The sequence below is a fragment of the Algoriphagus sp. 4150 genome (genome assembly GCF_031457395.1).
In the GTDB taxonomy this organism is placed as follows: domain Bacteria; phylum Bacteroidota; class Bacteroidia; order Cytophagales; family Cyclobacteriaceae; genus Algoriphagus.
The window spans coordinates 111,440-132,534 of record NZ_JAVDWS010000016.1 but is presented as its reverse complement, the minus strand read 5'-3'; the positions used below and the strand labels follow the sequence as shown (position 1 = coordinate 132,534).

Sequence of the window (21,095 nt, the reverse complement as noted above, 5' to 3'; positions counted from 1 at the left end):
TTACTATTTATTAATTGTCTTAGAATTAAATGTCAATCGTTTATGATACAAGTAGTAAGACCCGAAAATTATGCCTAAAATGACTATTGGGAAAATGGTATATGTTAGTGGATTTCCAACTGCTATCTGTGAATAAGTAGCTCCAATAACATCAAACACAAGACCTGCATAAGCCCATTCTTTTAGTCTTGGAAATTTAGGAATCAAGATTGCTATCAATGCTAAAATTCTTGCCGTACCCAAAAAGGGTGATAGGTATGCAGGATAGCCAAGTGACGTAACCTAAACTCGGGATTAGTAAGCCTGTAAAAACCCAATAGAGAAAATTTATTAGTTTCATCTGTTTATAATTGTTTTTTAGCGGTCATATGGAATCTCGCAAGGTTATAATCATCCCAGTGTGTGACGTTCTCGTCATGCTCGATTTCATCTGTTTATAATTTGTTTTTCAGTGGCCATAACTTGTCCCGTGACGAAGGAAACGGGATAGCCTGTCCCGAACTCCATTCGGGAGAATCTCGCATAGCTGATAATCATATCAGTGAGTGCCGCCTTCGACATACTCGATTTCATTGCTTATTTTTCTTGATAGTTAATCATCCAATTGATACCAAATTTATCTGTAAAACTTCCGTAATACGCACCCCAAAACATATCTTGGATTGGCATTTCTACTTTGCCATCAATAGAAAGTTCATCAAATAATCGTTTTGCTTCTTCTCTTGAATCAGGTTCAAGTTGGATGTGCATATTATTACCTTGTGCCAAATTAAATCCCATTTCTTTGGGTGCGTCAGTCCCCATTAGAATATGTCCGCCAAGAATGGGAAGTTCGATATGCAGAACCATCTTTTTTACCGGTTCTGCAATGGGTGGGTGGTTTGGGTCAGCAGGCAGGTCTCCAAATCGTTTGATTCCATTGATGAAATCTGTTTTAAAAACGGACTTGTAGAAGTTGAATGCTTCTTCTGTGTTGCCCTGAAAATTCACATAAGTTGATACTCTTGCCATATTGTTTGATTTATTTTGTTTTCGAAGTTTAAATTTTGCTTCTATGTATTGGTCAAGATTTTCGAGAGCCATTGTAAAGCCTTCTTTAAAACCCATCTCGATAATTTTTTCTAAATCAGCAAGACTATCATACTTGGCAGTAATGGTTACAAGGGTTTTTTCTCCATTTTCATTGAACTCATTTGTCCAAAGTGTTCTGGGCATTTCTTCGTTTACCATTCCGTTTTCATCACAAAATGCGTCCCAACCCGAAAACATGGCCTGATGCATAATTTTGATGTAATCATTTTTGCACCAATGGCATTCCTGCCTGTGTTCACTTTCGGTATTAAACATTTCGTAGAGCCACATTCCGCCTTCTCTAAAATCCATTGATTTTGTTCTTGTTTGATAGGGTTTAGGTGCCCACCATTGGTCCAAAATCTCAGGATTTGTCCACGCTTCCCAAACCAATTCGAGATTGGCGGCAAACTCCCGTTTTACGTTTACGGTGTTGTTCTCTTTGTTGACCAGGAAGTCAAATTTTAAGTTTGGGTTCATTTATTTTTCGATTTTAATTGTTCCAAAACGGTATCCAATTGGTCAAAACGTTTGGCGAACAATTGCTTAAACTGTTCCAGCCATTTTTCTATATCTTTCATCTTGTCTGCATTCAGATGATAATGAATTTCCCTGCCCTGCTGTTCCTGTTTGAGTATTTCACATTCCGTGAGAATTCGCAAATGTTTAGAAACTGCTTGTCTGCTTGAATTGAAGTGTTCCGCTAGGGCATTGGGCGTCATAGCGCCAACGGCTAAAAGCAAAATGATGGCTCGTCTTGTTGGATCTGCTATTGCTTGAAAGACATCTCTACGCATTTTTATAATTAATTTTACTGAAGCAATAGTAATTAATTATTACTATTGTAAGAGCGGTAACTGGCAAAAGTAAATGTGGTATAAAACCATCTACTATTATGAATCCAATACTTGCACAAATTAAATCTATTGCAAAACCTGCATATGCCCACTCTTTAATTCTAATGGGTATCTGCGGAATGACAATTGCAATAATGCCCAAAACTTTAAAGCAAGTAATCATAATTGGAAAATAGTATGGATAGCCCAAATGCATTATTACATCAACACTAGTCGGGTCATCATAAGCGAATAAAGGTCCAATCCCTAACCACACAGTCATCATGGCAGCGGTAATCCAATATGTGATATTTACTTTTTTCATTTCTTTGGAATGTATTTCATTATAGCAATACCACAGTCAAATTTTTTACATTCTGCCAATTCCAAACTTAGATTTTGGGGTAATTCTTTAAAAATAGGCATTCCGCTTCCTATGGCTGTAGGATTAACAAATAAGTGAAGTTCATCTATGAGTTTATTTTTAATGAGTGCGGAAACAAAAGTACCTCCGCCATAAACCATAATATCCTTACCTGATTTACTTTTTAAATTGTTGATTTCTTCAACTAATTCACCTTTTGCAATTTCGGTGTTGTCCCAAACTGATTTGCCAAGTGTTTTTGTAAAGACTACTTTTTGAGTTGTAGCATATTTAACTCCGCCTTCATACTCTGGATTGTTAGGGTCTTTAGCAACATTTGTCCAATGGGGAATAAAGCCTTCTGCCAATTTTCTACCTAAAACAATTGTGTCCACAGGTTCAGTAATCTTTCGAACATAATTTAGAATGTCTTCTGTCCAGGGAAACTTCATCCAATCCATTTCTCCATTTTGTCCTGAAATAAAACCGTCAATGGTCATTTGAACTTGCAATTTTAATTTTCTCATCTGCTTTTATTTTTAATTACGAAACCAATTGATTGCAAATATATACGCAACCATTCGGTTTCTCAAATTTATTTTCATTTTTTTATCAGACAGTAGAAAATTAGAATAGTGTTCTTGGTTTCGGGTCGTTGTTTTTTCCGGTTACTATTATTGCTTTTGTCTCGCCCATTACTCATCGGACCTTATAATGGAGAGCAATTTCACCCCTTGACATTTGTATTATGTTTAGCAAATCCAATCGGTTCGAATTCCGGACACGGGTAAAAAAGGAAATTCCTTCTCCGAAAAATACCGGATATTGAATTACCCAATATTCGTCTATTAGATTCAGTCTGTTTAATATTTCAAAGGTTGTTGGGCTGCCAAACATTAAAATATTCTTGCCTGTCCGGTTTTTTATTCCGTGAATTCGCTCAGCTATGTTATCGGAAATAACAGTTGCTCTATTCTTACTTCCGGATAAGGACTTTGATATGACAATTTTTTCGGCATCATTATACCAATTGGAATATTTAATTTCGCTTGGTATCACTTTTTTATTGTCACGTGTAGTTGGCCAAAAACTTTCCGGCATTTGATAAGACATTCTTCCAACTAAGGCAGCATCTGCTTCGTCTGTCAGACTACAAACAAAATCTAAATTTTCAGGGCTCGGTTTAAAATTGTCAAATTCTCCATTTATTCCTGCTACAAAGCCATCCAATGAAGTATGTACTATAAGAATTAACTTTCTCATTTTGTTTGTCTTTTTGTCCTCATGCGGCTGTTTTCTACAATGCCCGCTGACGGTTTGCAGTTATCAGAAGGTGGCGATTTCGGAGTCCGCCGCGGCGGATCAACCAAGCATAACTTGTCCCGCAATAGCGGGACAAGTTGATACGAGGTGGAATGTTCAATTAACCACTGAACCCGCTTTTTTTTGCCAAATGCCTGCTAGCGGCTCGTTGTTCTCACTCGTTCGTGTCGGTCAGCATTATTTTTCAGCTTTTTTCGTCAAGGAATTTTTCAATCATTGGAACTACAAGGTCGCTTTCTTTAAAGTCAGGTGTTATTGTTGTAACTTCTCCAATATATTGTCCGTGTCCGCCAGGAATTATTGCTAATTCAGAGTTGGCAATTTGTCTGTACAATTCAATAGCGTGTTCAGGTGTAATAACATCTTTGTCGCCAATAATAATTAATGTTGGTGCTTTAATGGATTTTATCAGTTCGTCCGGAATGTCTTTGAAGTTTACCATTCTCTTTGCATCTCTATCGTGCATTACTTGCAAACCATTCGTGTCTGCTGCAACTTTTTTGTAACCCTCTTTCAGTTGCTCAGGCATATTTTCCAATTTGGCATTTTCCATAAAGCCCCAAAACCAATCAGGAACTCCGTTTCGTTTGGCAAGTGCTGAACCTAAAATCATTTTGTCAACTAATTCAGGATGTCGAATAGCGATTTGTAAAGTAGTTGTTCCACCATTGCTAAAACCGAAAAAGTCAGCTTTGTCAATTTTTAAGTTATTAAGAAGTGTAGCAACATCATCTGCGTCCTGTTCAAATGTAAGGTCAGCATTACGGTCATTTGTCCGTCCGTGAGCTTGAAGTTCAACAGCAATTACCTGTCTGTTTTTAGCAAGTAGTGGAATGATTTTTTCAAAATTTGTCTGAATGGTTGAACCACCACCGTGAATTAAAACAGTTGGTTTTCCCTGTCCGTGAATCTCATAATACATTTTCAGTCCATTCACTTCGGAATAGCCATTTTGAAAAGTCAAACTATCACTTGTTGTTGTCGCCATACTATTATCTGTGTTTTCTGCTTTGTTGTTGCACGAAGTCAATGTGAAAAAAGTCAACGCTAAATAAATAATTGTCTGTTTCATTTTACGTTGGTTGATAGTAAAATACAGTTGCGCCAGAATTTAGGGATTTTGTTTTAATGAGTTTAAAAACAATCCTATCCTTTATTTGGTCAAACAATGGCAGACCCTTTCCCTCAATGATAGGGTGAATGCAAATTTGAAATTCGTCAATAAGATTATTATTTAATAGTTGAATAATCAAACTCCGACTCCCCACCAAAATATCCTTTCCTGATTGTTGTTTGAGTTCCAAAACTTTTTCGTTTAGTGAACTGTCTGAAAGTTTTGCAGTGTCCCAGTTCATGTTTTCTAGGGTATTGGAAAAAACAAGTTTTGGGATTTTGTCTATTGAAATGGCAAAGTCGTCCATTGATTTTTTACCGGAAGGATTTTGCACTAGTATTTTCCAGAACTGCATAAGTTCGTAGGTTGTCCGTCCATATAAAACAACTCCTGCATTATCTAATAGGTCAGAATAATGTTGGTGTAGTTCTTCGCTAGCAACTCCTGTCGTATGGTCGCAAACACCGTCAAGTGTCATATTGAAAGCTGCAATTACTTTTCTCATATCCCGCAATTTTCTTTTTCAAGATTTAAGTCAATAAAGTCTTTCCATTCTTTATTTTCTGTTTGAATATACCACTTGCCACTTATTTTTGTGTTTTCTTCATTGCCGTTTTTTTCAATCATTTATGAGTGTTGTAAGGTCGTCTTACAATGCCCGCTGACTTCCTTTATCCAAACCAATTTACAATTGGCTTTTTTGACCTCCTCTTCTCCGTGTGGAGAAGAGGAGGTCATTTTAGTAAAACCAAAAAATCCAATACTCTTACTCATTCGATGTTGTTCCGTTTGGATTTAGGACAGTTTTAGCCACGATCGATCCATTTAATACATTATACATAAATTGTTGGGAGTCGGTAAATCCCAAGCTTATCTTATTCAGATCCACATGAATGCTTAATTCGGTATCCGGGTTAAAATCAGCCGCAGTACCTTCTCCTGATTAATCCTGCAAATCCAACAGAATTTGGATATTAATCACTATTGTTTTGCAGACCTGCCAATCTTTTTTCGGTAATCAATCCTTAATAAAACCGTAAGAATCAATAAAGAAACCAGAGACCCAAGGGTTTCAGCGGAATTCCTTCAAGTTTCCAGTTTGTTTTGATGATTTTGGAAAGACCAAAAGCCATAGGCAAAGTACAGAAGCCGATATAAAAACTGATCACTGAATTGATGTAAGCGGACATGTCTGAGTTGTACCAAAAAAGACCGATAATCGCCCAAATCAGGCAGGCACTTCCCGTAAATTCTACCCCGTTTTTTGATTCAATTGAAAGTTGGGTCCGCTGGATTTTAAGTTGTAAACTCCCTTCGGTGGTCTTGCTGTTGATGCCTGAGAAACCTTTAGCCATGGAGAAAAAACGGGGATTAAGTGATGAGTTGGTTATTCTATTAAAGAAAATTAATGGTCATATTTTCAAAATCCAGGGTCATTCTATCAAATTTAGCTATCAGATCCTGGCCAATATTTCCATATACATGCGTCCATTTTTCATTGGGAATTTCTTTCAAAACCGCCGTTTTTGGAAAATGAAGCACTTGACCATTTACTTCGATCCTAAAATCAATATGATGGCCCGGAAGCTCTGTGTGCCCTCCTGCTCCGCCGAATTGGATTTGTTCCAGTGGAAATTCGGCTTCAATTTGTTCCTTGTTTTGCCTGAAGTAGCGTTGATACAGCATCGTTTCATCTGCCCCGGTATCCAGGTAAAAATGTTTCCCGTCCAGTTGAATCAGAACACTTAACCGGTCCATGGCCATATTGGATTTTAAGTAAATATCTTCTCCCTGCGAATTATCTGCGGCAACAAAGCTTCCGTCTTTTCCGATACTGATCCTTCTCAGGGATTCCATGACCGGATATCCCAGTATCCCGTGGATCTGATAATCAATTTGTGGAAATGCCAGGTGTTCATCGGAAAGCACCAGAAACACCACGTTTTCAAATATGGCAGTACCTAACTTTATTTTCCCGCTAACAGCCAAGTTGGCATATACCATCGCTCCGGTAATGGTTCCGACCTGTATGGAATCTTCCAGTATCTTCATATTTAATTTATGCGCACCGGAGCGTGTAATGGTTGAGAGATTTGCCCCGGTATCAAAAATCATGGGAATGGAATCCTTTTCTGAGCGTATAATCAGATTATTTAACCCAGCCGGATCCTTGGTCATTTGTTGAATTACCGGGCCTTGAAGGATAGATTGCTGTACCGGTTGATTTTCGAGAATTGACCAGATTTTGAGTGAATTTTCATAATTGTCAAGCTCTTCTGTGGAGAGGAGCACTCCAAAATCTTCAATTATCCGGGTCGCAGTTTCTTTTGCTTTTAGGTAGTTAAAGGATTTATAGGCATTATCGAGTCTTACCTCAAGGAGTTTCAGTCTGAGTGAATCATGAATTTCCGGATTTTCTGCATCAAGTACCTCTACCAGTGATTTTTCAGACCGTTCTGTCCTGTTAAATGCATTTGCTAAAATTGCAGTAAGCATATTTCGGTGTAGCGGGGTGAGTTCGGATTCACGCACTCCATAAATCTCTGAAGCTGAAAAGAAATCCTTCTCATAACAAAGGGAAAGAATTTCTTCAAAGATCTGATCCTGATTTTGAGGACTGCACCCAATTCCAATTGAAATTAATAGGAAAGACACTAACCAATATTTCATTTATTCCCTGTAATTAAGTTGCCGGCAAATATGCAGTAAAGGGAAGGCATGAAATTGTAAAAAAACGACACTTTGATAATAACTCACAAATTTACTAATACGGAACCTTTCAGATTTTGGCACGCATCCCGCTAAGCGTTACGGGAGACATGCCTAAAAAAGTGACTATCGAGCCTAATGACACCCGCTGCAGGATAAAAGGGTGCCGTGAAGGCAACGTTCGGTAGCGTTCTCCAATGCGTTGTCAAACTGAAGGGATAAAGTTCTTTCCAACATTGTGCCCTTTTTACCTCAATGATTGACATATGCCTGAACAGATACTCAACAGTATCTTGCGGCAAACCTGCCATTTCAACTATTTTTTTCTAATGCAGAAAACAATGATTTCTATAATTCAGGACAAAAAACACCTAAAAAAACCTGACGGTCCGAATGTTTTACGTTTAGTTCTCCGATAATAACCGGAACAGTAATTCCGGATCGCAGGCAGTCAATCCATAGATTTCTTTTGGATTTTGTGCTTAGATATTTGTCCTCTTTTTCATTTAGGTCCACAAACTGAAATAAAGAGGTGAGAAATTAGCATAGTGCATGAAGTTATACCCTTCAGTTGGAAAGTTTTCTTGGGGGAGTGAAACCCTGGCACGGTTGAGTTTCGGTTTTGCTAAGTTTTTTATCAGCACATAAAATTATCTGTAATTTTAAAATCAGCAAGCTTAGCCATAGAAATCGGGAGCCCAAGTTTATTTAAATACTTCGATTTAAAACCCATTAGTTTTTTAGGATTCAAACCCGAAAAGTATCGGACTTCCTTAATGAAATGGGATTGATCTGTGTAATACAAAGAGTAAGCGATATCTGAGAATTTATTGAATTCACCTGATTTAATTAATTCCATTGCTTTTTTAAACCTCATTACCCGTAAATAGTAGCCGGGACTTACCCCGATTGTCTGATTAAATTTTCTTTCCAGTTGTCGGGTTGAAATTCCCAATAAATCCGTCAATTCTGACACGGAAAATAATTCGGGTTGAATTTGTATTTGCTTTAATACTCCGGTAAAATATTGGTCTTCACTGGGATTATCGGGGATTTTTGAAATTAGGAACGTTTCAAGTAAGGTCAATCGATCCAACGCCGGCAATTGTTTATTCAATTTAAATTTATACGATTCACTACAAAATTCTTTGAATGCTATGATTTTATTGGTTGCCTTAAATGCCGGAAATCGGAAAAGTTTGTGAATTCCCTGTGGCTGAAAAACTACACCCGCCATTGAAATATGTGCTTGGACAAAATATCTTCCTGGACCAGTTTGTTGCCCATACAAAAAACAGCCCGGTAATGCTTTGCCTTTTCCATTGTATAGCCCCTCACCTTTTAACTGAGCACACTGTGACATGATACCAGAGGAATTATCGGCAGTGGTTATTAATTCCAATACACCCGAATTCATCCGATTTGTTTCCAGAGTCCAGCAGTATTGAATGAATGGACGAAGGCAAGTTTGAGGCGTAACAATCTGGTATTTCATGGAAGTGTGTGATTGATTGGAAAGCTGTTGGATAAAATTTCTTTTAACTGTTACGAAAGGGGAATACCTGAATTTCCGGAAGAAGGACAGAAAGCGGGTGAGTCAGGACGGAGGCAGGATTAATGCCTCCTAAAAAAGTCCCAGATTAATTCAGTGGCATCGACCGCTGAAGAAGGGGGGTCCGCTCCGGGTCTGGCTATATTACCACCCGGCCAGGAATGACCACCATCTTCAGTTACAAAAAGTTCAATGGTATTATTTGTCCCATTTCCCCACAACTTATAGGTGTAATCCTGAAATCGGCTCTCTACGGGAACAATCGGAAGCCCATTGATAGAGCTCCACACAGCAAGTGTTGAGTCAACCGGGGAAAAATGATATCCTGCCAGTCCAATCCCACCATTAAAAGGAATAATCTCATCCAATATCGAATGAATATGCAGAATTGGGAGGGCTTTATCAGAAGAACAATTCCTTGCCACCATGGTCCCGCTGACCGGGGCAACAGCAGTGATCTTCTCAGGAATTTCGCAGGCCAAACGGTAGGCAAGCATTGCACCGTTTGACATTCCAGTAACAAATATTTTCTCAGGATCACCCTGATACTGCCCAACCATGACATCAATCACTGTGGAAACAAAACCGACATCATCTGCCTGACTTTCCATCGCATAGTCACAGCATTTCCCGGCGTTCCAGGTTCGGATACCCAATGGCCCTGATCTCGGTACTCCTTCTGGATAGACAATGACATATTCTGACTCGGCTGCTTTGGCCGTGAGTCCGTAATCCCGCTCTGCCTGTCCGGCATTTCCTCCGGTGCCATGTAAGGCAACCACAACAGGAAATTTTCGGGTTCCCTCCTGTTGATAATAATTTGGCGGAAGATTAATGAGGTAGGTTCTCTTTATTCCGTCTACGATCATTTCCTGATAAAACTTGAATTCCTTGGGAGATTCTTCCTGCGCACAGGATATCAAAGCGATCAGGATCATTCCGAATGTTTTGATAATTGGCCAATTCATGGATACTCTCATCATTAAATAAGTTGGTTTTGGAAACATATTGCCGGATCCCGAGGCTGGAATAAGTCCGCCGTCAATAAGGCATTTTGGTAGAAACAAGATTTTTATTTAGGAAAAATTCCAGGTTTGAGTCACTGCTGTTATAAAAAAATACCTGATGCTGGAAAAAAGGCAACTGAGCCTGCTCCCTGACCATGAAAAGGTTCAACCGGGATTAAGTCAGTTTGAGCTGCAATTTCTACCGGTTGGAATAATACGATTGGCTTGAATTCAACCGGGGTTTGCAATTTTGAGCACATTAAAAAATCGACTCATGAAAACACTAGTGAACAAAAACCTTTTTACTGTTCTAATTCTGATTTTTACCGGATTTGGTACAGGAGCCCTGGCCCAGTCAAATTGGTCTGAAGAAGACAAACAGGCTTTGAAGGAACGGTTTGAAAAATACAGTGAGCAATTGGATTTAACCGAGGACCAAAAAACAAAAACCAATGGCATTTTGGAGAAATATTGGAAAGGTATCGGTACGCTATCCAATTCCAACGCAGGTAAACTTCAAAAATTCAAAGAATGGAAATCCTTGAAGGAAGAACGGGATAACGCGATGAAAAAGGTTCTGGATGCCCGCCAATATGCCCTTTTTGAGCATTTTCAGAAAGAAATCAGGGAAGAAATGAAGAAAAGGCGTGGAGGAGGGAATTGAGGAACAGCATTTATCGGTTTTCAAACCATTGCCTGAACTCAGATACTCTGGCTTTGCTGATTAAAATCAATTCCTCAGATTCGGGTTCCACATGAAGGGAAAGCCGTCCGTTGAAGTAGTATTCCGCACTCCGGATGGCTTTCCGATTTACAAGAAACTGCCGGTTAGCCCGGAAAAACAAGCCGGGATCCAGTTCATCCTGCAATTCATCGAGACGAAGGTCAAGAGGATAAGTCTGTTTTTTATGGGTACGGGCATGAACTACTGTTGTTTCTATATAAAAGAATGCCACATCATCGGAAGGAAGAGGAATTAGCTTATCCCTGAAATGCACCAAAAATGTACGGGGATTTGAACTCCTGGATTTTCGAAGGAGATGCAGAATCAAAGATTCATCCAACGCAGGTTTTCGAAGTTGCTCGAATTTTCGAATGCTAAAGGTCAAATGTTTTTCATTAATGGGTTTCAGCAGATAATCAATGCTGTTCACCTTGAAAGCATCAATGGCGTACTGGTCAAAGGCAGTGGTGAAAATTACCGGAAAATCCACTACCACTTTGGTGAAAATCTCAAAGGAAAGACCGTCTTCCAACTGGATATCAAAAAAACCGAGATCAGGGTAACTTCCTTTAATACGAAGCCATTCTACGGCCTCCTCCACACTTGGAAGTATGGCCAAGAGTTGAAAATCGGGTACCAGATTGGAAAGCATGGCTTTTAAGTTTGCTGCGGCTCCCGGTTCGTCTTCAACCAAAAGAATTTTCAACGGCTTCATAATAACAAAATGGTAACCTGAAATGAATTTTGAACATATGCTACCCGTACGGAATCATGACCTAACAGTTCGTATCTTTTTTTAAGGTTTGTCAACCCTATACCATAACTCAATCCTATAGAATCCTTTTTCTGTAAATTATTTGAGACTATAATTTCATTATTTTGCTGAAAGATTCTGATCTGCAAAGGTTTTTTCAAAGAAATTAAATTGTGTTTAACCGCATTTTCCACTAGCAATTGAAGTCCAAACTGGGGTAGCTTTTTTGAAAATTCAGATTCCTTAATTTCCAATTCCACAGAAAGTCCTTCTCCAAACCGGATTTGCATCAAATAAAGATAGGCCTGCAGAAATCCCAGTTCCTCCCTGAGTTCTACAAGTATAGAATCCCTGTTTTCGAGGGTGTATCGAAAACAGTCGGATAAGTGACCGACAAATCGGATTGCCTCTCCGGAATTATTTCTTATCAATCCTGAAAGTGAATTTAGCGTGTTAAAAAGGAAATGTGGATCCATCTGGCTTTTGAGCGCCTCAAGTTCTGTCCGTTCTTTTTCAAGTGCCATTGCATCCAGTTTCCGTTGGTCTAGTTTAGCCCGCTCCGATGCCTCATAAGCATATACCACCAGCAGACAAACGATCAAGATACCCGAATGCCGAAAAAGGAAAACCAAAAAGAATGCTCTGGAATATTCCAGGTCAAATACGATTCGAAGAATGCCCGAAAGTAAAATGGAAAGTAAGATGATCAACAGAAAATTCAATAATCCCAATGTAGCCTTCCTGAAGCTACCGGGTGGAATAAGGTGTTTTTTCCAGAAAAAATTAAACTGAAATAACACGAATGAACTGACAAAGGTCGAAAAAAACAGATACGCCATTCTTGGACTTACTTGGGTTCGCGAAAAAGTCCGATTAAGTATTTCCGCCATTTCAAAAAGTGATACCCATGGTAGTAAAAAAAATACTGCCATGGCTAAGGAAATACTAAGGGAAATTTTCGTTTTGGGATTCATCTTTGAAATATCAAAGAAATTAATTTTCAAGCAATTCAAACTAAAATTCAGACTCAAAATCTCCAGCTTCACCGGAAAAAAAAGAAGATTCAGGAATCAGATCAACGAATCAAATAAACAGGTATTATAAAATATTCTCCGAAAGCCCGGGTAAACTTCGGGGACCGGAAACGGCTTGTGTATAAGTATCTGTTCAACTTTATTCAATTGAATCTATAGTTTAATCTCTGCGGTCAATGTCGCTCTTTTACAATTTACATCTGAGGAAATACAGGAGTTTTATGTGGGTGACGAAGAATCTCATAATGGAAATTTAAGCCCAGACCTAAAATCAAGTAGCTCAATCAGAGTAATTTTACAAACAAAAAATGCTGACGAATTATTTGAAAAGGCAATAAAATTAGGTGCGACAGAAATTTGTCCAATGACTACCGAAAAAGATTGGATAATCGGAAAACTAAAAGACCCATTTGGACACATTTGGGAAATTGGTTACACCTTATAAGACTCTATGGATAAAGTTTAGCTTGACAAGAAAACCAACGAACCACTAATGAGTAGACGGCCGTGAGCTATAAGCCCGCGGTGTGCCTCTCATTTTTCATTTTTGACTCCTGGACCGGCAAGCCAAATTATAGTCTCCGCTCTTCATCCCCAGAACCGGATCTGCGTTCCAGCTTTCGGACTGATCTACTTCCCAATGGAAGCGAAAGATTGAACCGGAATACAGGCCCCTCTGCATCAAAAAGCCAATCATAGACCAAATCATTGGTAGGAAAATCAGCGGTCATTGGCCACTGGCTGCCTGTGTTTAATACATCATTCACATTAAATGAAATCCCAATTCCTGATGAAAAGGTTTTCCTGATTCCCAAATCCAGCATAAACCGTTCTTTCATATACATTATTCCCGAACGGTAGTTCGAAAAGTATGCGGCATTCAGTTCAGCATCAAACCAGTCGGAAACATGGAAAATCTGAGTGGTGGAAACTTCAAAATTTGCCGAAGCGTATTTAACCGGAAGCGAGTTTACAAGGGGGTACTGGGTTTGTATCGTTCCACGGACATCATATTGGCTTGTCCAGCCCGTGGTAATTTCCACCGGATAGGATATCAAAAGTGTGCCACTTTGGCTTTCAAGTCCTTGCAATGGCCGTACTACCAAGAGTTTGTTTTCAAAATCCATGTCAGGTTGACCATCAAATACCGGTTGGGATTCTTTTGTCAGCTGAAGGGTGGTGCTCAGCCTTGAACCCTGATATGCCAGCTGAATTTGATGGGTCAATGACGGTACCAATTCGGGATTTCCGGTAAATAGGGTTTGTTCATCAAAGAAATAAAAATAAGGTGCCAGCATGGCGAAACTTGGGCGCTGTATCCGGTTTACAAATGAGAGTGAAAGCTCATTGTTTTCATCAAAAGTAAAACTCCCGTGCAGGTTGGGAAACAAATTGTTCATTTTCCGATCATTTACTTTCCCCTGTTTAGATGATTCGAGAATTAGCTCATAGTTTTCATATCTCAGCCCGGCAATCATCCTAAATTTATCGGTGATCTGCCAATTGGAAGACAGGTAAACCGCATACAAGGATTCATCCAACTGATAAGAATCAGTAAATCCGGGAATATCTACCCAAACACCTTCCCGGTTTCTTTCAGCCACCCTGACCTGATTGTTAAAGGTTGAATGCGTGCCTTTCAAACCAAAATCAAAACTTAAATTCTCAGTATAATCATTGTGCATATCGATTTTCCCTACCTGGATATCCAGCGGTGTCTTGGCCCTGGATAAAAAGCTTGAATTTTGCTCATCATCTTGGCTCACAGTTCCTTTAACTTGGTATACAGTTGGGTTATCCCTTTCAAACCTGATATAGTCATAATCCATTTCAACCCTGGTTTTGTCTGAAAAAGAATGGGAAAAATTAAAGTTAATAATTGCCTGGGAAAGCAGGTTTTCCTCATAACTGTCAGTTTGGGATGAAGTAATTCCCCCTAAGTCTCTCGATTTCGTCAGAGCAGTTGCATCCATTTTCCAATTGGATTGCAATAAGGATAGGCCTATTCCTACTCCCGTTTGTGGGGAAATTTTCCATTCCAACCCTGACTCGGCGGTATACATAGCAGTCGCGGGCTTTCGCTCCACATCCAATCTTGAAACAATAGGACTATTCCCAAAATTCAGTTCGGTTTCGATTTCAACCAATTCAAGGTCCTTGGCTAATGAGTAACCTCCATTGAAATAATAAGTCAGTTTTTCCCCTGTTCCATTCAGTGAAAGATTTATACCGTATTTCGGGCGTTTTCCATATGCAAAATTACCTGAGATCTGTCCTCCTAGATTTCCTTCTCCACGGAGGGTATTGATGTTGATTATACCTGCCGCACCCTGAGCATCATAACTTGCCGGTGGAGCTGTGATCAGTTCAATGGATTCAACCAGGTCCGTATTCAGATTTTCCAAGTACCGGATCAGGTCGGCAGATTCCATCCTGACCTGTTTATTGTCCACCATTACAATCACTCCTTCTTTCCCCATCATACTGATCTGGTTGATTCCCCTATTCACCCGGACCGCCGGTGATCTGCCCAGTACACCAAGAACGGAGCTACCCAGATTTGTCACTCTGTCCTGAACATGAATGACAGTTCTGTCTATCCGTTGTTCAAAAAGCGGACGGGTGGACTGCACTGTGATTTCATCCAGTTCAGTAGGAGAAACTGTCAGTAAAATATTTCCCAAATCCTTGTTTCCTGAAAAGGCAAACGGTTCACCCTGAAATTGGGAAAATCCCAAGGCTTGAACCTGTATTACATAAGGTGAGGCTGAATTGGAATAAAGCACTTCAAATTTTCCCAGGGAATCCGTCACAGTTCCCTGAAGAAACAGTGAATCCCGGAACAGCAGCACATGGGCAAATTCCAGAGGAAGATTTTGGGCATCCACTACTTTGCCGGTAATTGTGTTTTGAGCCTTTGTCAAAAACGTCTGCATTAAACAGATGCTGAAAAAAAATGCGAATACCGATTGTCGAATCATGCGTGTTTAAAATTTAATTTCAACGCATGTTATAGAGAATACATCCTTAAGACCGGAAAACAGGACTGACTGGGGAAGAATAGGGACTAAAACAGACTTCCATTTGACTGAGAGGTTTTGTACCGGAATATCGTCTTTTGATATAACCAAAAGGCACTTTGGTATTTATTTCCAAGTTTTAATCCGTCAAGCGCCTTATTTTCAACCAAAAATACGATGATTGAATTAGACAAAAACTACAATAAGTGGACCTTGGAGCGTATTTCCAGGCATGTGATTTATTGGGGGTTCTGGCTGTCTTTTTACGGAATAGTAAACGGTTCATTTTACGAGGGCAACTACACTGACTGGTTTTTTTATGAGGTACTTTTCATGACGGTTAAGATCCCGTACAGTTATTATTTGGCATACAGGCTTTTCCCCCGATATCTTCCACGTTCCCAATACATCAAATTAGCCCTGCTCGTGGCTTTTTATGCCTTTGTTGGAATGGTTATTCTATATTTTCTGGATCAACTTTTTCCCATGGAAAAGTCAGGGAAGACGCAGGAGTTTCTTTCATCAAGAACCCTTTACATGATTATTGATCTGATTTATATAGCATCGCCCGTAGTGGCAATTAAGTTGATTCAACAAAATATTTTTCAGACCCGGGCAAATGAACGGCTAAAATCAGAAAAAGTACAGGCAGAGCTTCAAAACCTAAAAAATCAGCTTCAACCCCATTTTTTATTTAATACATTGAATAACATTTATTCAATGGTAATATCAGGAGACCAATTTGCCTCCGGGTCAATTTTGAAACTCTCTGATATATTAAGCTACATCCTGTATGAATGTAATGTCGAACAGGCATTATTAAGTAAGGAAGTCAGTTTGATTAAAAATTACATTGACTTGGAAAAACTCCGCTATGGTGGGCGATTAGACCTATATTTTGATATCCAAGGAAGTTTAGACGGCGTTTTTATGGCCCCGCTTTTACTCATGCCTTTTGTTGAAAATGCATTTAAGCATGGTCCGTCAATAGATATTAATAATTCCTGGATCAGAATCTATTTATTTGTAAATGAGGAAGAATTGGTCTTTATGGTTGAAAACAAAATTTCCCAAGAAGACTTGCCAAGCAGTCCAGTCAAAAGTGGTATTGGACTACTAAATGTAAAAAAAAGGCTGGCTTTGCTTTATCCGGATAATCATGAACTCGTCATCATTGCAAGGGACACCTTTTTGGTTAGACTAAACATCAAATTCTAATATGAAATCGAGCATGACGCGAGCGTCACACAACTTGTCCCGAACTTGCTTCGGGAGAGGGATGATTATTCGCCGTGCGAGATTCCATCCCGTTTCCTTCGTCACGGGACAAGTTATGACCATTAAAAATCAAATTATAAACAGATGAAATGCCCATGAGAAAGTCTTCTCACACAGGGGGATGATTATCTAGGGCATTCCATCTGACCAAAAAAATCAAATTATAAACAGATGAAATCGAGCATGTCGAAGACGACACACAGAGGGATGATTATTCGCATGGCGAGATTCTCCCGAATCAAGTTCGGGACAAGTTATGGCCACTGAAAATCAAAATATAAACAGATGAAATGCATGATTATCGAGGATGAAATTCCCGCGGTCAAAATTCTTCAGAATCATATTTCCCATTTCCCGGATCTTGAAATCATCCATATCTTCCATAATGCTGTAGAAGGGATGGTTCAACTCCAACGTTCGCCGGTAGATGTACTGTTCTTGGATATTCAATTACCCAAAATGTCGGGAATAGAGTTGCTTCATACTCTTGAAGCAAGACCTGCCATTATCCTCACCACTGCATTCCGGGAATATGCACTGGAAGGATATGAACTGGAAATTACTGATTACCTTCTCAAACCGATTTCTTTTGAGCGGTTTGTCCGGGCGGTACGCAAACTATACGGAAGCCGAAAACATCCTTTCCAGCCCCCTTTAAACGTGCCTATAGAAACTGAATATGCTGAACCATTTATCTATATCAAACATGATCGGGAATTCATTAAAGTCAATCTGAAAGAAATCCTTTATGTGGAAAGTGTGAAGAACCATATCAAATTGGTCACCCCTTCAAAGGCGTTGTTTACCTTGATTGGAATCGGAGAAATGGAGCAAAAATTACCCAGTCACTTCATTCGGACTCATCGTTCTTATATTGTCAATACCCGTCAGATTGAACGCTTTAGTCAAACCAATGTGACCATTGGAGGGAAGATTTTCCCTCTGGGAAACCTATATAAGCAAGCTTTTTTTCAATGGGTGAACAAAAACACGGTTTAACTCTAATCTTAGGTAGCAATCTTTAAAACTTTCCCTTATAATACCTGAGTCCTAAAATAATATTCAATATTTTTTGATGAAAATAGGATACAATAGCAAAACGATTGGGTCAAAAATAGGTGATTAGCACTTATGCAGTCTATTTTAATTCCATTCACTCAGAAGAAGTTCCATAAATTCAATAGCATTTATTTCATGATCAGTATCCGAAATAACATGCAGCGTTGCGTTTTTAAAATCTTTTAAAAAGAGTTCCACGCTTTGCAGCGCCACATTTTTATCATTTTCCCCATGCCACCAGACAATCGGAATCTCCCTGTTGTCCAAGGTGGAATAAAAGTCCTCGGAGAGGATAAAATTCAATTCATTATAGCTGGCCAGAAGCGCTTCCTCCCTAGTTTCAGCTCCAGCTTGTGTCACTATTGCTTCCAAATTCGGAAATCCCATCACTACCTCCGCAAACTGCTCGTAGGATTGGGTGGCAGGTATAAAGAAATCAGCGGTAAATGTCAATTCGGCAAACCTGAAATAGGCTTCATTCGAAACCATTCCACTGATAACACCACAATGCTTTAAATTGAATTCGTCCGCAAGCAATATTGCCAGCGGAGCTCCTCCACTGATGCCAATCACCCCAAAATCATTTTTTTTTAGACCGGCGTTTTTCGCCAGTTCAAAAAGCTTTTCTTTGGTCATTTCCGAGGGCACCGTTCCACCAAATCCCGGTCTATTAAATGAAATCACCTGATAGGATTCCCGGATCGATGCAGGCAATTGATCAATTATATCCATGGTGGAAGGAGTTCCCCCTAACACTAGAAGAGTGGGTTTTTCCACTTTTGGATCGGGATGATCTTGGTTCGCGGTGGAGAAATAGGATAATATCAGGATTCCAAAAACAAAAAGTTGGGGTTTTAATCCGGTCATGCTTTTCAGGTTTTAGTTTTATCGGGGATAGGAATTTTGCCTGAGGATTAGGTAAATTTTCCGATTGGCGTTTTATCCTTTAATAGAAATTATTCTTTTAATATCCACTCCAGACTAACCCTCGCTTCGGAAATTTTAATTCCCTCATCATTGATACGAACAATAATAGTATGCCTTAGCCCTGCTGATGTGGTAAGTTTTATCTAAGTAATATAGCTGGTCCTGCTTTGCTTTTCATAATGTTTTCCTCATCAGGGGGCAGCCTATACCCGTTTTCGAGCTCCCAGAGATCTAAATTTATGGTAGGATAATCAAAACATGCCGCACATCCCTCCCCCTTTCCAAAACCAGTGTTTTCAAACACGACAAGGACTTTCCCTTCCAGTGTTTTAGCTTTTGCATAAAAACAATGAATTTGTATTTATACTTGAGAAACTTGTTAAACTTTAATTTTCATAGCTACTTCAGATCTCCAATTCGAAGGGTCTGGATCGTCCTCAGGTCCATCGATCAAATGCTCAACGCGTCCCGAAAAACAGTCTCCGTTATCCATTTGCCAAGTATCCCACTCCAGCCCCATACTTTTCCCCCAATCGATCAGCGCTGCATTTCCCGCTATGCCATTGTCAACTCCAGTGAAAATCAATGAAGCATATTTTCCTTCCGGTAACATATTTGTTTATCCCAGATTCCTTTCATAATGCCCCAAAATTTAAAGGACTCACTATTAGATACTTAATTTAAGAATGTAAAAGAAGAAGTAGCAATCAAAAACCCGAATTTGACACACTCATCTTAACTTGGTCTCAGAGGAAATATTTCTACCGGGATATCAGAAGAATCATTCTTGAACTAGGGAATAATCCCCAAATTCGAAAATTTAACTCAAAATCAGCTTGTAGATTCATGGTTAGGATTTTGTAACCTCTGCATTCCTGATCTCCAAATTCCGCCGCTCGAAACTTAATTCTCCTTGATGGGGAAAATGAATTTTTTCAAAAAACTCCAGATATTCCTTGTCATGTGCAGATACGCTCTTCTTTTTAAGGTCATAATAAAAGTACTGTGTCCAAAGCAAACTCCTAATCCCCTCATTTTCCGTATCAAGCATTAAAGATTCTATCAGGATAGAATGCTTAGAATAGGACAATAAGCGGGTCTTTATTCTGACCGTTTCCATTAATGCAACCGGCCGGATAAAAGATATCTGATGTTGTCCAACTACCCATCCCATTCCGGTTTCCCTGACAATTTTGAAAATATCAAACCCGTAAAACCGCAGTAAGTGATCTTCTCTTGCATTGATAAAGTAATCGATATACCGTGAGTTATTCAGGTGATTGAAGGGATCACAGTCCTGAAAACGGATAACTGATTTACTTTCCGGAAGTTTTTCCATCGGAAGTGTGGACATCAAACTCTGATCCAAGGTACCATTTAGTTGTTCAGCCATGTTGCTTTAGATTAAAATCAAAACTATCCAAAACCAAAAACCCAAAATTGGACAAAAACGACAAAGCCATTTATTTGTCAATAATTCCAACGCAATTAAAAGGATGAAGTATCCGTTCGCAAAACGGATGCCCCATAAATCATTCTGTGATTTGATGTAATCCTCCGCTTTTAAATTTGATTGTAACAGGTGCATCCATTGAAAATAGGGGAATTAGCTCCCCTTCATCCTTCAGAACAAAACTATAACTCAATATTCACAACCCAGATTTTGAAAAGTTGTGGTAGATGAGCCTTTGAATTCCTTCTTGCTGTTTTGATGTCTTATCAAAATCCGGCCTACCTGACAATTCCGGATCCAAAAGGAAATTCTCTATCAGAGGGCTATTTTCCGTTTATAAAAATGTCCGGTAAAAATAATTACCTGATCACTTCACTCACCAAAATGATCGGATTTATATCTGTATAGTTGACAAAATCCGCCCGTATTGCATCTCTGTTTGGTGCGATTGCAGCCTGATATTCTGCTAGACTCTTCACGTAAAAGGATCCGATGGCCATATAAGGCATTTGGGTATTGGGAATTCCACTCGCAACCCCTTTCTCGATAGTATATTTCACCAGGTTTGACCCCAAAAGATTGGCAACCATTGGCATATGCTTGCTTTTATAATACTCCATATCAAAGTGTTTTCCTTCTTCATAAGGATACATAATTGAAACCTTAATTAATCCTTTTTCTCCGCGATCTGAAAATCCCGATTCCGGAACAGTCAGATAACACCCCTGTATAGGAGAAGAAATAAATGATAGAAAGAAAAGCGAAAGGATGAGGTTAAGTTTTGTAGGTAACATGATGAGTTGATTGAACTTTAATCACAAAATTATGTAGTTAGATTTATTAATCCTTGGAATTATTAATTACAAATTG

24 protein-coding genes are annotated in these 21,095 nt (G+C 39.2%); 4 read left to right on the top strand and 20 right to left on the bottom strand.

The annotated features are described in order from the left end of the window. Positions 1 to 3: 3 nt before the first annotated feature. From J2X69_RS18435 to J2X69_RS18375, 13 genes are all read right to left on the bottom strand, one after another. Positions 4 to 219 carry a DoxX family protein gene (locus tag J2X69_RS18435; protein ID WP_310106666.1) on the bottom strand — a complete coding sequence of 72 codons (216 nt, stop codon included), beginning with the start codon at positions 217 to 219 and terminating at the stop codon, positions 4 to 6. A gap of 357 nt (positions 220 to 576) precedes the next feature. Next, positions 577 to 1,551: an SRPBCC domain-containing protein gene (locus tag J2X69_RS18430; RefSeq protein ID WP_310106629.1), complete on the bottom strand. Its 975-nt coding sequence runs from the start codon at positions 1,549 to 1,551 to the stop codon at positions 577 to 579. Beyond that, entirely contained in the window at positions 1,548 to 1,868 is a 321-nt protein-coding gene (locus J2X69_RS18425; RefSeq protein ID WP_310106627.1) for a metalloregulator ArsR/SmtB family transcription factor, read from the bottom strand. The genes J2X69_RS18430 and J2X69_RS18425 overlap by 4 nt, the downstream gene beginning before the upstream one ends. Continuing rightward, positions 1,861 to 2,232: a DoxX family protein gene (locus tag J2X69_RS18420; protein ID WP_310106626.1), complete on the bottom strand. Its 372-nt coding sequence runs from the start codon at positions 2,230 to 2,232 to the stop codon at positions 1,861 to 1,863. The genes J2X69_RS18425 and J2X69_RS18420 overlap by 8 nt, the downstream gene beginning before the upstream one ends. Next, positions 2,229 to 2,798, bottom strand: coding sequence for a dihydrofolate reductase family protein (locus tag J2X69_RS18415; protein ID WP_310106624.1), 570 nt, complete (start codon positions 2,796 to 2,798; stop codon positions 2,229 to 2,231). The genes J2X69_RS18420 and J2X69_RS18415 overlap by 4 nt, the downstream gene beginning before the upstream one ends. Before the next feature lie 172 nt (positions 2,799 to 2,970). Further along, a complete protein-coding gene (locus J2X69_RS18410; protein ID WP_310106621.1) occupies positions 2,971 to 3,534 on the bottom strand; it encodes a dihydrofolate reductase family protein in 564 nt (187 codons plus the stop codon). A 244-nt stretch (positions 3,535 to 3,778) separates the two neighbouring features. Further along, on the bottom strand, positions 3,779 to 4,666 hold the full coding sequence (locus tag J2X69_RS18405) for an alpha/beta hydrolase (RefSeq protein WP_310106619.1): 888 nt from the start codon (positions 4,664 to 4,666) through the stop codon (positions 3,779 to 3,781). Between the two features lies 1 nt (position 4,667). After that, positions 4,668 to 5,213 carry a dihydrofolate reductase family protein gene (locus J2X69_RS18400; protein ID WP_310106617.1) on the bottom strand — a complete coding sequence of 182 codons (546 nt, stop codon included), beginning with the start codon at positions 5,211 to 5,213 and terminating at the stop codon, positions 4,668 to 4,670. Next, positions 5,210 to 5,335, bottom strand: a complete 126-nt coding sequence (locus J2X69_RS18395) for a hypothetical protein (protein ID WP_310106616.1) — start codon at positions 5,333 to 5,335, stop codon at positions 5,210 to 5,212. The genes J2X69_RS18400 and J2X69_RS18395 overlap by 4 nt, the downstream gene beginning before the upstream one ends. A gap of 416 nt (positions 5,336 to 5,751) precedes the next feature. Beyond that, positions 5,752 to 6,063, bottom strand: coding sequence for a DUF7010 family protein (locus tag J2X69_RS18390; protein ID WP_310106615.1), 312 nt, complete (start codon positions 6,061 to 6,063; stop codon positions 5,752 to 5,754). Positions 6,064 to 6,103: 40 nt separating this feature from the next. After that, the gene (locus tag J2X69_RS18385) at positions 6,104 to 7,378 is read right to left on the bottom strand and encodes a retropepsin-like aspartic protease (protein WP_310106614.1); all 1,275 of its coding nucleotides are present in this window, start codon (positions 7,376 to 7,378) and stop codon (positions 6,104 to 6,106) included. Positions 7,379 to 8,054: 676 nt separating this feature from the next. Next, positions 8,055 to 8,912: a helix-turn-helix transcriptional regulator gene (locus J2X69_RS18380; protein ID WP_310106613.1), complete on the bottom strand. Its 858-nt coding sequence runs from the start codon at positions 8,910 to 8,912 to the stop codon at positions 8,055 to 8,057. 119 nt (positions 8,913 to 9,031) lie between these two features. After that, the gene (locus J2X69_RS18375) at positions 9,032 to 9,952 is read right to left on the bottom strand and encodes a PHB depolymerase family esterase (RefSeq protein WP_310106612.1); all 921 of its coding nucleotides are present in this window, start codon (positions 9,950 to 9,952) and stop codon (positions 9,032 to 9,034) included. A gap of 298 nt (positions 9,953 to 10,250) precedes the next feature. Here J2X69_RS18375 and J2X69_RS18370 point away from each other — a divergent pair, with 298 nt between their 5' ends. Continuing rightward, complete coding sequence (locus tag J2X69_RS18370) at positions 10,251 to 10,640, top strand: hypothetical protein (RefSeq protein WP_310106611.1); 390 nt, start codon at positions 10,251 to 10,253, stop codon at positions 10,638 to 10,640. A gap of 10 nt (positions 10,641 to 10,650) precedes the next feature. Here the strand turns inward: J2X69_RS18370 and J2X69_RS18365 are convergent, their stop codons facing one another. Both J2X69_RS18365 and J2X69_RS18360 read right to left on the bottom strand, forming a co-directional pair. Continuing rightward, positions 10,651 to 11,415, bottom strand: coding sequence for a LytTR family DNA-binding domain-containing protein (locus J2X69_RS18365; RefSeq protein WP_310106610.1), 765 nt, complete (start codon positions 11,413 to 11,415; stop codon positions 10,651 to 10,653). Continuing rightward, a complete protein-coding gene (locus tag J2X69_RS18360; protein ID WP_310106609.1) occupies positions 11,412 to 12,386 on the bottom strand; it encodes a histidine kinase in 975 nt (324 codons plus the stop codon). Before J2X69_RS18360 ends, J2X69_RS18365 begins: the two co-directional genes overlap by 4 nt. 325 nt (positions 12,387 to 12,711) lie before the next feature. Here J2X69_RS18360 and J2X69_RS18355 point away from each other — a divergent pair, with 325 nt between their 5' ends. After that, positions 12,712 to 12,933, top strand: coding sequence for a hypothetical protein (locus tag J2X69_RS18355; RefSeq protein ID WP_310106608.1), 222 nt, complete (start codon positions 12,712 to 12,714; stop codon positions 12,931 to 12,933). A 127-nt stretch (positions 12,934 to 13,060) separates the two neighbouring features. Here the strand turns inward: J2X69_RS18355 and J2X69_RS18350 are convergent, their stop codons facing one another. Beyond that, positions 13,061 to 15,424, bottom strand: a complete 2,364-nt coding sequence (locus J2X69_RS18350) for a TonB-dependent receptor domain-containing protein (RefSeq protein WP_310106607.1) — start codon at positions 15,422 to 15,424, stop codon at positions 13,061 to 13,063. Between the two features lie 261 nt (positions 15,425 to 15,685). On the opposite strand from J2X69_RS18350, the gene J2X69_RS18345 reads away from it, so the two are divergent. After that, the gene (locus tag J2X69_RS18345) at positions 15,686 to 16,726 is read left to right on the top strand and encodes a histidine kinase (protein WP_310106606.1); all 1,041 of its coding nucleotides are present in this window, start codon (positions 15,686 to 15,688) and stop codon (positions 16,724 to 16,726) included. 345 nt (positions 16,727 to 17,071) lie between these two features. Continuing rightward, the gene (locus J2X69_RS18340) at positions 17,072 to 17,785 is read left to right on the top strand and encodes a LytTR family DNA-binding domain-containing protein (RefSeq protein ID WP_310106604.1); all 714 of its coding nucleotides are present in this window, start codon (positions 17,072 to 17,074) and stop codon (positions 17,783 to 17,785) included. A 144-nt stretch (positions 17,786 to 17,929) separates the two neighbouring features. Here the strand turns inward: J2X69_RS18340 and J2X69_RS18335 are convergent, their stop codons facing one another. From J2X69_RS18335 to J2X69_RS18320, 4 genes are all read right to left on the bottom strand, one after another. Then, the gene (locus J2X69_RS18335) at positions 17,930 to 18,712 is read right to left on the bottom strand and encodes a hypothetical protein (RefSeq protein WP_310106603.1); all 783 of its coding nucleotides are present in this window, start codon (positions 18,710 to 18,712) and stop codon (positions 17,930 to 17,932) included. Positions 18,713 to 19,151: 439 nt separating this feature from the next. Further along, positions 19,152 to 19,385, bottom strand: a complete 234-nt coding sequence (locus J2X69_RS18330; RefSeq protein ID WP_310106602.1) for a hypothetical protein — start codon at positions 19,383 to 19,385, stop codon at positions 19,152 to 19,154. 237 nt (positions 19,386 to 19,622) lie between these two features. Next, positions 19,623 to 20,165 (bottom strand): acyl-CoA thioesterase, encoded by a 543-nt coding sequence (locus J2X69_RS18325; protein ID WP_310106601.1) that lies wholly within the window; start codon positions 20,163 to 20,165, stop codon positions 19,623 to 19,625. A 419-nt stretch (positions 20,166 to 20,584) separates the two neighbouring features. Next, complete coding sequence (locus tag J2X69_RS18320; protein ID WP_310106599.1) at positions 20,585 to 21,019, bottom strand: EthD family reductase; 435 nt, start codon at positions 21,017 to 21,019, stop codon at positions 20,585 to 20,587. Positions 21,020 to 21,095 lie beyond the last annotated feature (76 nt).